Consider the following 10,809-nt stretch of genomic DNA (forward strand, 5'->3'; position numbering starts at 1 on the left):
GTCGGGCTCCGGGCGCGGGATCACACATTGCCGTCGGCCGACCAGCGCTGCGAACCGAGCGCCGTCGCAATCGCCTGCGCGCGCGCCAGCTCGATGTCATCGGCATCGCCCGCCACTTCCCGGCAGGCGCGCAGCGCCGCGTGCAGTAGCTCGGCCTTCGGATAGACCGGGCCGAAGCCTTCGCCGTGGGCGCGGTAGTCGCAGGCACACACCTGCAGCAGCGCCTCGAAGCGGTCCGGCTGATCGAACGCGCCCAGGCGCGCCAGCATGGCCGCCACCGGACCCGCGCGCACCTCCGACACGCGGTGCACGCGCTCGCATTCGGCGAGCGCCAGCAGCGCCAGCTCGCGACAGGCTGCCGGCACGCCAAAACGCGCGCAGATGGCCTCGATGCGTGGCGCGCCGCGCTCGACGTGGCGGTAGTGAACCGGCAGATGCTCGGGCGGCGAGTCGGACTTGCCGACGTTCATCACCAGCAGCGCAAAGCGCACTTCGAGCGGCGCGTCGGCGCGCGCGGCCTCGGCCAGCGCGTTCAGGGTGTGCAGGCCGATGTCGACGCTGCGCTGATCGGCGCCCAGCTGCGGCACGCCAAACAGCGCCGCGACCTCCGGCAGCACCGCGCCGAGCGCGCCCGACAGGCGCAGCGCCGCCAGCATGCGCGAGGGCCCGCGCGTCATGAGACCGCGTTGCAGTTCCGGCCACATGGCCGGGCCCGGCGTGACGCGCAACGCGCCGCGCACGGTGTGCCCGGCCATGGCGTCGAGCAGTTCCTCATCGAGCCCGCTGTCGTCCTCGGCCAGCAGCGCCGCCATGCGCAGCACCGCCAGCCCCGGCTCGGTCTGCAGCAGATCGGCGGGCCTCGGCATCGGCGTCAGGCCGGCTGGCGCGGCGGCTTCACGGGGCCGACATCGACCTGGATCGCGTCGCCCTGGATGCGCAGCGGGTGCGGCAGCGCCGGCTTAGGCGGTGCTGCCGCCCGGGGCAGGATGCCCCGGCGTAACCCAAGGACACAGGTCCTTGGGCTACGGAGCGCATCGCGGGCATGTACCGCGATGCGGCGAGCGGACAGATTCCATGGATGGAATCTGTCCGTATTCGAACAGGCATGCAGCGCGTTGCGCACCGCGTGCGTCACGCACTTGCCGCTGGCGGCGTCGAAGCCCCACTGGTGATGCGGGCATTTCACCGCCCTGCCGTCGAAGGTGGCGTCCGTGAGTGGCATGTCCGCATGCGGGCAGCGGCCGCGGTAGGCCTTCAGCTCGCCGCCGGTCGGCCACAGCAGCAGCACGCTCTTCCTGCCGACCTGGAACAGGCCCATGCCGCCCTCGCGCACGGCGTCGGTGGTGCAGACGGTGGTGAAGTTCATGCAGTGACCTGCTGGGCGGCGATGGATCGGTGGGCCGGGCGGGCGCTCAGCCGAGCCCCAGGTCGGCGAGCAGCTGCTGCAGCTCGCCGCTGGCGAACATCTCGCGCACGATGTCGCAGCCGCCGATGAACTCGCCCTTCACGTACAGCTGCGGGATGGTCGGCCAGTTGGAATAGGCCTTGATGCCTTCGCGAATCTCGGCGTCGGCGAGCACGTTGAAGGTGGCGTAGCCGACGCCGAGCCGGTTCATGACCTGCACCACGGCCTGCGAGAAGCCGCACTGCGGCGCCGCCGGCACGCCTTTCATGAACAGCACGATGTCGTGCCCAGCGAGCATGTCGCCGATGCGCTCGGCAACCGGATTGGGGGTGGATGGGGTCATGGCAGCTTCTCCTTGAACGGGAATGTCAGGCGGGAACTTCGGTCTGCAGCGCCAGCGCGTGCAGCGCGCCGCCCATGTCGGGGCCGATGGCGCCGTACACCAGCTGGTGCTGCTGCACCCGCGTCTTGCCGCGAAACGCCGCCGAAACGATGCGCGCGTGCCAGTGGTCGCCGTCGCCGGCGGTGTCGGTCAGTTCGATCTGCGCGTCGGGGAAGGCGCGCCGCAGCAGGGCCTCGATGTGCGGTGCGGTCATCGGCATGGGTCGGGCTCCGGTAGGTGAATCGGCGGCTGACGGCGCGGCGTCATGCTCAGGCCGTATGGGTTCAGGCGGTGTGGCGCAGCAGGCGCAGGCTGCCGGCCGTGGCCGCGAGGTCCACGGCGCGGAAATCGTCCAGCGTACGCAGGCCGGCGTCGGCCCCGGCGCCCAGCAGCAGCTCGACCAACGCGTCGCGGCCGCTGGAGGCGCAGTACATCAGCGCCGTGGCGCCGTTGTCGTTCTGGTTGTCGAGGCGCGCGCCGGCCGCGATCAGGCGCTGCACGACGCTGGCATCGCCGCCGAAGCAGGCCAGCCAAAGCGCAGTGTTGCCGTCCGTGTTGCGGGCTTCCAGATCGGCGCCCAGACCGATCAGCTCGTCGACCAGATCCAGTCGCGCCGCGCGGGCGGCCTTCATCAGCGGCGTCATGCCGTTGTCTGCCGCGGCGTCGATGTCCGGCGTCGTGAATCCCTCGCGGAACATGAATTCCTGCAGCGGCGCGCTGGGCACCGGCGCGGCGTCCCCGCCCGCCGGAGGCGCACTGCGCATCGATTCCATCGCCTGCACCAGCGCCTCGAAGCCGCCGTCGATGCTGTAGACCTCGGTGTGGCCGAAGTCGGCAAAAATCCGCGCGAACGCCTGGCTGGCGTGGCCGTGGTAGCAGTAGATCAGCAGCGGCTGCGCGCGCTCCAGCCGGCCGATCCACTGGCCAAGATCGCGCTCGGCGAGCGGCTCGGCGCCGGCCACATGGCCGCGGGCGTAGCTGTCGGCGTCGCGCGTGTCGAACAGGCGGTACGGGCGCGCCTGTTCCGTGGCTGCGATCATGAAGGCCAGCGCCTCGGCGGCGCTCAGCGTGCGAAACGTCCCTTCCGGCATCCTCGTGTCCCTCAGGCCGCCACGGGGCGCCCGACGTAGGGCGCGGTGGTCTCCAGCCGCGTGTCCGGCAGCGGTACGCCGATGGCGAAGGCGTACAGGCCTTGCCATTGCCGGTCCTGCAGGCCGAGCAGCGCGTGCAGTTCGTCGTCGAAATAGCAGCCGATGCCGGTGCCGCGGTAGCCCAGCGCCTCGGCTTCCAGATACAGCACCTGGCCGACCAGACCGGCTGCGCGCAGCAGTGCCCGGTACTGGCTGGGATCGCGCCGCAGCAGCGGCTCGAACGGCGCCAGCATGGCGAGCGAAAAGCAGGCCGTGGCGGCGATGTCCTGGTGGCAGCACAGGCTGCGCGCGATGCGCCGCAGACCGGCCGGTGCGATGGCGCGCAGCAGCCGAAGGTCCAGATGATCGACGCCGGCAACCGGGTCGGCAGCGGCGAATTCCGGCCCCAGCTGTGCCAGCAGCGAAGGCGCGGTTGCGGCATCGCGCAGCAGCAGATAGAGCCCCGGCGCGAGACCAGCCACGCGGTGCACGAACAGCAGCAGCGCGCCGCCCGCGGCAGCGGGCAGGCTCTGCCACGGCGGCTGGGGACGCGCCAGCGTTGCATCGAGCAGGCGGATGAACACCGCGGCAGGCATCAGGCCGCCGATGTCGTAACGCTGGCCGCTGCGCCGGCCAAGAATGGTCGCCACCGCGCCCGGCCCGCCGTCGGCGGTCGCGAGCGGCGGCAGTGCGCCCGCCTCGGTGGCGATGGCACAGGGCGCATCGCCCGCCCCCGCCGTCGCGGCCGCGACCTCGTCGATGATCGGCCAGCGGTACATCGGATGACGGTCGATGGCGCTGGCGCGGCCGTGCCAGCGGGCGCCCTGCGCACGCGCCAGCAGTGCCTCGCCCAGGCCGGCAACTGCCGGCCCGGCCGGATCAGTGCGCAGCGCCAGCAGCAGCTCGGGCTCCTCGCGCTCCACATCGTCCCGCCGGCCGGCGCTGAAGTCGGCGTGCCGGTCGAGCCCCAGCAACCGTGCCAGCGCGGCGCTCGGCAGGCCGGGCACCGCCTCGACCTGCCAGCCGAGCAGCGCAGCCGCATAGGCGATGCAGGCCACGGCGTGGCCGACGTCGAGCTGGCAGTAACGAAAGGCGCGCTCGCCGTACTTCCAGGCCTCGCGCCAGATGACCGAACTCAGCCCCAGGTAAAGCCCCGGCGGCCCGTCACGCGGCGGCCAGTCGGCACGCCGTTCCAGCACATGGTCCTCGGCGCGGTAGTGGTGAACACCGTCGGCGAGCCCCTCGATGCCGTGGGCCAGCACATAGGCCTCGGTCGGGTGCAGATTGCCACTGGACGGATTGCAGCGCAGCGCCCAGCGCTCGACGCCGTTCGACTTCCAGGCCGAAATGGCGAACGACAGTTGCAACAGCGCGCCGAGCGTCTCCGGGCCGGCTGGAACCGCCGGCCCGCGCACCGGCTGTTGCAGGCGCGAGAACGGCGCCTCGAAACGCGCGGCGGCGAGCGGCAGCGCCTGCACCGGCGCACCCTCGTAGCGGCGAAACGGCGCCGGCGGCGCGTCCCAGTCCAGCGTCTCCGGTCCGCGGGCGTAGGCCTCGAAGCGGTGCCGGGTGGCTTCGTGATAGCAGATGACGGTGGCGTAGGCGTCCATGCCGCCTGCCACGCAAAATCGGTGCCGTCTTAAACAGACATTGAAATCAGTGGCTTACATTAACAACGTGGCAATGATCACGACATCCGTGCACGCTTTGAAGGCTTTGCGACGAACCGCCCACCCCGCGGCGCGACACCGCCCCCCGGACGGCGACACGCCGGCGCGGCGTGCTTTCAGTGCGGCGCCGCGCGCGCGTCGTGGGGGTTGTCTTCCTGATTGCGCATCCAGTCGGCGAGCTTGGCCAGCAGGCCGTAGATCTCCTGCCGGGCCTCGGCATCGCCGATCGTTTCATCGAGCGCGCCGCGCATGCACAGCAGCCAGGCGTCGCGCTCGGCGTTGCCGATCGGGAATCCCAGATGCCGCTGGCGCAGCCGCGGATGGCCCCGCTCGGCCGAATAGAGCTTCGGCCCGCCCAGCCATTCGCCCAGATAGCGCTTCAGGACCTCCTTGACCGGCCCCAGATCGGGCGCGTGCAGGGCGCGGATGGTTTTTGCCTCCGGCAAGGTATCCATACGCGCGTAGAACGCATCGACCAGGCGATCGACCGTGGCCGCGCCGCCGATGCGCTCGAACATTGAAACGGTCATGTCGATATCCTCAGCCTGCAGGCGGCCACTATTCTGACGCGGGTCTGACGCGGGGGACCGTGGCCCGGGCAATTCGCGCCGAGGCGCCGCTCCCACAGGGCCTCGCTCGTGGGAGGCCCGCCGTCGGGCCGAATGCCATCGGTATCCGCCAGCCCCCCCAGGCCCGCCCCAGCGTCGCCCGCCGTCAGCCCCGCACCGGCCGCGTCGGCCCTTCCTCCGGGCCGAAGCAGAAGCCGTAGTCGCTGCATACCGCGCACGACGGCGCCCGGCACTGCACCGCCGCTCGTTCACACAATTGCTTGTAGAGGAATTTCTTCCACTTCATGTCGCCGGTGTTGCGCTCGCAAAGCGCCGGGAAATGCTCGCGCAGCAGTTGCGACAGCGCCTGGCGGTGTGGCAGGCCAAGGTCCTGCCACAGGTGGTTGTCGCCCAGGCAGCCGACGGCAACGGCGCTGGCCAGCCAGGTCGCGTCCTGGCTGGCCGGCCGGCGGAATTCGAGCAGCAGCTCGCGCACGTCGTCCACCTCGTCGAGGCGCTGGCGCAAGGCCTTCGGCAAACCCATGTCCAGGTGCACGACCAGGGCCACGGCGTCCGGAAAGTGGCGCTCGGCCAGGCGCTGCAGTTCCGGCGCCGGCAAGCACAGCGTGCCGAACTGCGCCAGAACGCCGGCGAAGGCCTGCGCCGGCACGCACCCGGGCTCGACGGCGAAGGCCAGCAGGCGCGTGGCGGCATCCTGCGCCCGAAGCTCGCTGCCGCTCGCCACTGCCAGCGCCACGTGGCCTCTCCTCAGACCGCCGCCGCGGCGTGGCTGTGGCACTGCTTGGGGCAGATGCGCGAGCAGGCCTCACAGCCGACGCAGTTTTCCTGGTTGGCGATGGTCATCACCTTGCGCTCGTACTCGACCTCGTCGTCATCGTCGTCGCTCGCGTCCAGGTTGATGCTGATCTTCTCGCCGTCCTCGGTCAGGCCGATCAGCTCGAACACGCCGCGCCCGCACACGCGGTAGCAGCGCCCGCAGCCGATGCAGCGGCTGGCCTCGATGGTCTGCACGAAGCGCGGCGTCCAGGCGTGGCCGTTGGGCAGGGTGACGGAAAACTCGCTCATGGCCTCAGCCTCCCGCCTGCGTCAGCGCGCGGCGCGCTTCGGCCAGGCTGCGGTAGGCGTCGAAGGCCTGGGCCGCCAGGTCCGGGATGTTCTCCCACCCGTTCGGCAGCTCCTCGGACAGGTCGTGCAGGTTCATTTTCAGCGTGGTGGCGCGGGCGTTCAGTTGCTTCACGCGCGCCTTCAGGGTTTCCAGGTCGTCCATGGTGCGTCAGCCGTAGTTCGCCAGTTCCGGGTACTTGGTGATCATCTCGACACCCGCCGCCACCAGCTTTTCGCCCTCGGCGGCCAGTTTCTCCAGGCTCTCGAAGCCGAAGCGGTGCAGGTCACGCAGTTGTTTGTTGACCACGATGAGCCGCCCGGCGGTCAGCACCAGCCGGCCGAAGCCCTCGTGGTGCACCTTCATCATCGGCGACACCATCACGCCGGTCGCCCGCTCGATGGCCAGGCCGATGGCGTTGTAGAACAGCTCCATGCGCCACAGGGTTTCCGGGTCCGGGTCGCCGATGATGGGGATTTCGCGCCGCTTCTCGCGGCTCAGGATGTAGGGTTCGAGCAGCTGCAGGTCGCTCTTGCCCTCCCAGGCGCCGTGGGCGTCCTGCGCCCGCCACTGCTTGACCAGCTCGCGCACCACCGGCGCCTGCATCGGATCCTGAATCAGCTCTGCCTCAGCCATGTTCCACCTCGTCTTCCAGATCGAATGTGCGTTCCTTGCCCTTCTGTAGCGCCTTGCGCAGCCACGGCGGCGGCGCGCCGGCCAGCACCGCCTGCAGCTTGTCCAGGATTTCGGGGATCGGCTCCGGCTGCGCCACCTTGATCGGGTGGATGCCCTGCGCCACCACGCGCGCCGCGCCGGAGCCGCCGATGGCGGCCACGTACAGAATGGCGCAGTCCTTGATGGCCTCGAGCTTGGGCGCCAGCTTGTCCTCGTTGCCGTCCTCCTGCAGGTCGCCGTCGAACTGGATCGCCTCCACGAAGCGGTGGCCGTCCGGCCCCACGTCGTAGATCGCGATGTTCTTGGCCCAGCCGAAGTGGGCATCCACCTGGCCCAGATCCTGGGTACAAAAAGCCACTTTCATAAGGCCTCCATGGAACCGCTGTCGCGGTTGGCGGGAATCAATCAGCCGCAAGCGTCGCGGCCGCCGGCTCATGCGCAAGTCTCCAGTCGTCCGGCCCCGGCTCGTGACCGTGCGCCAGCAGCAGGTTGCCGATGTCGAACACCAGCCCGCGCGTGCCGCGGTAGCCGACGGTGAGCTGGTGCGCGGCGCCCAGGCGGTCGAACATCGGCAGTCCCAGGCGAAAGAACGGCAGCTGCAGGCGCTCGGCCAGCTGCCGGCCGTGGGCGTGGGTGATCAGCAGATCGCAGTCGCCGGCGCGCTGCTCCAGGTCTTCGAGGTCGCCGATCAGCACCTCGTCACAGGGCAGGCGTTCCAGCAGCGGCGATTCGGTAGTGGTGACGGCGGCGGCAATCTGGCAGCCCATCTCGGCCAGGAACGAGCCGACCGCGTACAGCAGGTCCGGCTCCGCCCCCAGCGCCACCTTGCAGCCGCCGAAAAAGAAATGCCCGTCGAGCATGGCGTCTTCGAGCTGACTGCGCTGGCGGCGGTATTTGGCCGGCACCGGCCGGCCGGACAGCTCGGACAGGCGCATCAGAAAGGCGTCGTTCGCCACCAGGCCGGTCAGGCGCTCGAACAGCACGTAAGGCACGCCGGTTTTGGCTCCCAGCGCCGCCGCCGCCGGGCGCATCTGCTCGCCGACGGCAAGCGTCAGCTCCGAGCGGCCCATGCCGGCGATGTCGGCCAGCGTCGTGCCGCCGAGCGTGGTGGGCGTGAAGTCGTCCGGGATGTGGCCGTCCAGCGAGTCCGAAAGATCGGGCAGGATCACCGGCGCAAGACCAAACGCCTCGATGATCTCGCGCAGTTCCTCGATGTCGCCGGGCGTCAGGTGGCAGCCGGGCAACAGGTTCACCTGGCCGCGCCGCGGCGGGCCGGTTGGCACCTCGACCAGGGTCTCGACCATGCGCGTGACGGCGGCCGCCCAGCCGTCCTGGAACGCGCCCTTGAAGTCCGGCGTCGAGGCATACACCAGGCCGATGTGCGCCAGTTCCGGATGGCGCTCGCGGATCAGGGTGATGAAACCCTCGACGTCGTCGCCCTTGGTCTCGGTGACGCCGGTGGAGCAGATGCCGATCAGGCTGGGCTGGGTGCGCTGGGCGATGTTCAGCACCGCCTGCTCGACGTTCTCGTAGCCGCCGAGCACGGTCGCCACCTCGCTCATGGCGGTGGTCTGCAGCGGAATCGATTCGCGGAAATGGCGCACGAACAGCACCAGCCCGAACGAGGTGCAGCCCTGCGAACCGTGCAGCAGCGGCATCGACCCGCGCACGCCCATGAAGGCCAGCGCGCCGCCGACCGGCTGGCTCATCTTCAGCGGATTGACCGTGCAGGCCTTCTTGGACTTGACGACGCTGGCCATGACTCAAGCCGTCGCCTGGAGGCAGGCCGTCACGCCCAAATCCGGGGACGTCCCGCCGCTTGGTCCCGGATTTCGCTGCGCTACATCCAGGCTACGAAGATTGCTCGCTTCGGCGGCCAGCCACGGCGCCGGCGTGCGCACCTGCTGCCAGATCGGGTTGTGCAGGGCCAGGTCCAGGCGGCGGATCATCTCCACCATGCCGACGTAGCCGGCGAAGGCGTGGTGGCGCTCCTGGTTGATGTCCATCCACGGCATCTTGGCTTTCAGCGCCACGAACTGCGAGCGCCCGCCGGACAGCATGATGTCGGCCCGCGCCTCGCTGAGCATCCGGTACATCTCGCGCGGGGTCATGTCCTCGATCATGTGCGCTTCCTCGCCCATGATTTCCTTGATGCGCTCCTTGTCCTCCCGGGTGGATTTCTTCACCGAGGTGCCGACGATCTCCAGCCCCACTTCCTGCAGGGCGGCCACCACCGACCAGGACTTCACGCCGCCGGTGATCAGCAACACCCGCTTGCCGGCCAGGCGCTCGCGATAAGGCTCCAGCGCCGCCCAGGCGCGGGCTTCCTCGCGAGCGATCAGCGCCTCGGTGCGGTCGCTCAGTTCGGCATCGGCGCCGCGTTCGATCAGCAGGCGCGCAATCTCGCGCAGCGAATCGCTCATGTCGCCGATGCCGTAGAACGAGCCCTCGAAGAACGGAATGCCGTAGCGCTCCTCCATCTTGCGGGACACGTTGATCATGGCCTTCGAGCACACCATCATCGCCGCCCGCGCCCGGTGCGACTGCGCCACCTCGTGATACTTGGCGTCGCCCGAGATGCAGGCCAGCACGCGGATGCCGAGTTCATCCAGCAGCGGCTTCACCTGCCACAGCTCGCCGGCCAGGTTGTACTCGCCGATGATGTTGATGTCGTAGGGCGTGGTGTAGTCCGGCTCCCGGGTGCCGATCACGTGCTCCAGCAGCGCCTCGCCGGCCAGCTTGTTGCCGAGGTTCTTGACCCCGACGAAACCGGGCGCATTGACCGGCACCACCGGCTTGCCGAACTTCTCGCTGGCCGCCTTGCAGACCACCTCGATGTCGTCGCCGATCATCGCCGGCACGCAGGTCTGGTACACGAACACCGCCGGCGGGTCGTACTTGTCGACGATCTCGCGGATGGACTTGTACAGCCGCTTCTCGCCGCCGAACACCACGTCGGTCTCGTTGATGTCGGTGGTAAAGCCGGTGCGGTACAGGCGCGAGCCCGAGGATTTCGCGCCGCGGTTATCCCAGGAATTGCCCTCGCAGGCGATCGGCCCGTGCACCAGATGCGCCACGTCGGTGATCGGCTGCAGCGCGATCTTGGCGCCGTCGAAGGCACAGCCGCCGGCCGCGCCGCCGGGCTGCAACTGCTTGGTGCAACCCTTCTTGCGCTCCTTGTCCGACTTGCCCTGGTTCTTGTCGCAACCGGGCTCGTTGAAAACGTCCTGGATCTTGCTCGACAGCGTGCTCATGAAGCGGCCTCCATGCGCCGGACGGGGGAAGGCCGGCGCTTGCCGCAGGTATCGCAGGAATCGGGCCAGCCCGGGAGGGGGATGAATCTTTACTGTGAAACAGTCAGTTAAGCGAAGTTCTGGCACCGCCCAACAGGGCGGTTGGCCGGTTTGTGACACGACGCTGTGGGGTTTGTCGCACGCGGCGGCAGGCACCCTTCACATCCGTCGCCGGCAGCGTGTCCGCATGGGTGTCTTGCGCACGGGTCAAGGCCAACGCACCGGAAGTGTCCTGGTCCAATCGAAGTGGACACCTCGATAGGGGATCATCCATCCCCCCTGAGGAACCTGAAGACATGACACCCCGCATCCGTAGAACTTTCGATAGCCCCTTCAAGCTGCAGGTCGTGCAGATGATCCGCGACCAGGGCCTGGGCGTCGGCCAGGTCTGCCGTGACCTGGACCTGGTCAACAGCGCGGTGCGCCGCTGGCTGGCGCAGTACGACGCCGAGCAGGCTGGTCAGCCGGGCATCGGCAAGCCGCTGACGGCCGAGCAGGAACGCATCCGCCAGCTGGAGCGTGAGAACCAGCGGTTGCGCGAGGATGTGTCGATCCTAAAAAAAGCATCGGCCTTCTTCGCCCG

At 69.4% G+C, this 10,809-nt stretch carries 14 protein-coding genes and 1 pseudogene; 1 reads left to right on the forward strand and 14 read right to left on the reverse strand.

Going from position 1 to position 10,809, the window contains the following annotated elements:
• Positions 1–20: 20 nt before the first annotated feature.
• The 14 genes and pseudogenes from H5U26_RS14365 to nifE form a co-directional block, all read right to left on the reverse strand.
• Positions 21–866 (reverse strand): hypothetical protein, encoded by an 846-nt coding sequence (locus tag H5U26_RS14365; RefSeq protein WP_290620903.1) that lies wholly within the window; start codon positions 864–866, stop codon positions 21–23.
• 239 nt (positions 867–1,105) lie between these two features.
• Positions 1,106–1,366, reverse strand: a pseudogene (locus H5U26_RS15000) (Rieske 2Fe-2S domain-containing protein); the annotation flags it as partial.
• A 46-nt stretch (positions 1,367–1,412) separates the two neighbouring features.
• Entirely contained in the window at positions 1,413–1,748 is a 336-nt protein-coding gene (gene grxD, locus H5U26_RS14375; RefSeq protein WP_290620907.1) for a Grx4 family monothiol glutaredoxin, read from the reverse strand.
• A gap of 25 nt (positions 1,749–1,773) precedes the next feature.
• Positions 1,774–2,007 carry a BolA family transcriptional regulator gene (locus tag H5U26_RS14380; RefSeq protein WP_290620909.1) on the reverse strand — a complete coding sequence of 78 codons (234 nt, stop codon included), beginning with the start codon at positions 2,005–2,007 and terminating at the stop codon, positions 1,774–1,776.
• Positions 2,008–2,071: 64 nt separating this feature from the next.
• Positions 2,072–2,878, reverse strand: coding sequence for an ankyrin repeat domain-containing protein (locus H5U26_RS14385; protein WP_290620911.1), 807 nt, complete (start codon positions 2,876–2,878; stop codon positions 2,072–2,074).
• 11 nt (positions 2,879–2,889) lie between these two features.
• Positions 2,890–4,527 carry a nitroreductase family protein gene (locus H5U26_RS14390; protein ID WP_290620913.1) on the reverse strand — a complete coding sequence of 546 codons (1,638 nt, stop codon included), beginning with the start codon at positions 4,525–4,527 and terminating at the stop codon, positions 2,890–2,892.
• Positions 4,528–4,703: 176 nt separating this feature from the next.
• Positions 4,704–5,117 (reverse strand): group II truncated hemoglobin, encoded by a 414-nt coding sequence (locus H5U26_RS14395; RefSeq protein WP_290620915.1) that lies wholly within the window; start codon positions 5,115–5,117, stop codon positions 4,704–4,706.
• Positions 5,118–5,301: 184 nt separating this feature from the next.
• Positions 5,302–5,892, reverse strand: a complete 591-nt coding sequence (locus H5U26_RS14400; protein ID WP_290620917.1) for a nitrogen fixation protein NifQ — start codon at positions 5,890–5,892, stop codon at positions 5,302–5,304.
• Between the two features lie 11 nt (positions 5,893–5,903).
• Positions 5,904–6,221, reverse strand: coding sequence for a ferredoxin III, nif-specific (fdxB, locus tag H5U26_RS14405; protein WP_068802308.1), 318 nt, complete (start codon positions 6,219–6,221; stop codon positions 5,904–5,906).
• Between the two features lie 4 nt (positions 6,222–6,225).
• Positions 6,226–6,423: a CCE_0567 family metalloprotein gene (locus tag H5U26_RS14410; RefSeq protein WP_290620920.1), complete on the reverse strand. Its 198-nt coding sequence runs from the start codon at positions 6,421–6,423 to the stop codon at positions 6,226–6,228.
• Between the two features lie 6 nt (positions 6,424–6,429).
• Positions 6,430–6,894 (reverse strand): NifX-associated nitrogen fixation protein, encoded by a 465-nt coding sequence (locus tag H5U26_RS14415; protein ID WP_290620922.1) that lies wholly within the window; start codon positions 6,892–6,894, stop codon positions 6,430–6,432.
• The gene (gene nifX, locus H5U26_RS14420) at positions 6,887–7,297 is read right to left on the reverse strand and encodes a nitrogen fixation protein NifX (protein ID WP_366055981.1); all 411 of its coding nucleotides are present in this window, start codon (positions 7,295–7,297) and stop codon (positions 6,887–6,889) included. Before nifX ends, H5U26_RS14415 begins: the two co-directional genes overlap by 8 nt.
• Before the next feature lie 37 nt (positions 7,298–7,334).
• Complete coding sequence (gene nifN / locus H5U26_RS14425) at positions 7,335–8,693, reverse strand: nitrogenase iron-molybdenum cofactor biosynthesis protein NifN (RefSeq protein ID WP_290620926.1); 1,359 nt, start codon at positions 8,691–8,693, stop codon at positions 7,335–7,337.
• A gap of 3 nt (positions 8,694–8,696) precedes the next feature.
• Positions 8,697–10,187 (reverse strand): nitrogenase iron-molybdenum cofactor biosynthesis protein NifE, encoded by a 1,491-nt coding sequence (gene nifE / locus H5U26_RS14430; protein ID WP_290620928.1) that lies wholly within the window; start codon positions 10,185–10,187, stop codon positions 8,697–8,699.
• A 335-nt stretch (positions 10,188–10,522) separates the two neighbouring features.
• On the opposite strand from nifE, the gene H5U26_RS14435 reads away from it, so the two are divergent.
• The coding region (locus H5U26_RS14435) for a transposase (protein WP_290618280.1) at positions 10,523–10,809 on the forward strand (287 nt) is incomplete at its 3' end.

The sequence above is a fragment of the Immundisolibacter sp. genome (assembly GCF_014359565.1).
GTDB lineage: Bacteria > Pseudomonadota > Gammaproteobacteria > Immundisolibacterales > Immundisolibacteraceae > Immundisolibacter.

Coding starts and splice junctions, on each gene's coding strand:
- H5U26_RS14380 (WP_290620909.1), bottom strand. CDS start 2,007: ATGCCGATGACCGCACCGCACATCGAGGCCCTGCTGCGGCGCGCCTTC.
- H5U26_RS14365 (WP_290620903.1), bottom strand. CDS start 866: ATGCCGAGGCCCGCCGATCTGCTGCAGACCGAGCCGGGGCTGGCGGTG.
- H5U26_RS14390 (WP_290620913.1), bottom strand. CDS start 4,527: ATGGACGCCTACGCCACCGTCATCTGCTATCACGAAGCCACCCGGCAC.
- H5U26_RS14410 (WP_290620920.1), bottom strand. CDS start 6,423: ATGGACGACCTGGAAACCCTGAAGGCGCGCGTGAAGCAACTGAACGCC.
- H5U26_RS14415 (WP_290620922.1), bottom strand. CDS start 6,894: ATGGCTGAGGCAGAGCTGATTCAGGATCCGATGCAGGCGCCGGTGGTG.
- nifN (WP_290620926.1), bottom strand. CDS start 8,693: ATGGCCAGCGTCGTCAAGTCCAAGAAGGCCTGCACGGTCAATCCGCTG.
- fdxB (WP_068802308.1), bottom strand. CDS start 6,221: ATGAGCGAGTTTTCCGTCACCCTGCCCAACGGCCACGCCTGGACGCCG.
- nifX (WP_366055981.1), bottom strand. CDS start 7,297: ATGAAAGTGGCTTTTTGTACCCAGGATCTGGGCCAGGTGGATGCCCAC.
- nifE (WP_290620928.1), bottom strand. CDS start 10,187: ATGAGCACGCTGTCGAGCAAGATCCAGGACGTTTTCAACGAGCCCGGT.
- grxD (WP_290620907.1), bottom strand. CDS start 1,748: ATGACCCCATCCACCCCCAATCCGGTTGCCGAGCGCATCGGCGACATG.
- H5U26_RS14385 (WP_290620911.1), bottom strand. CDS start 2,878: ATGCCGGAAGGGACGTTTCGCACGCTGAGCGCCGCCGAGGCGCTGGCC.
- H5U26_RS14395 (WP_290620915.1), bottom strand. CDS start 5,117: ATGACCGTTTCAATGTTCGAGCGCATCGGCGGCGCGGCCACGGTCGAT.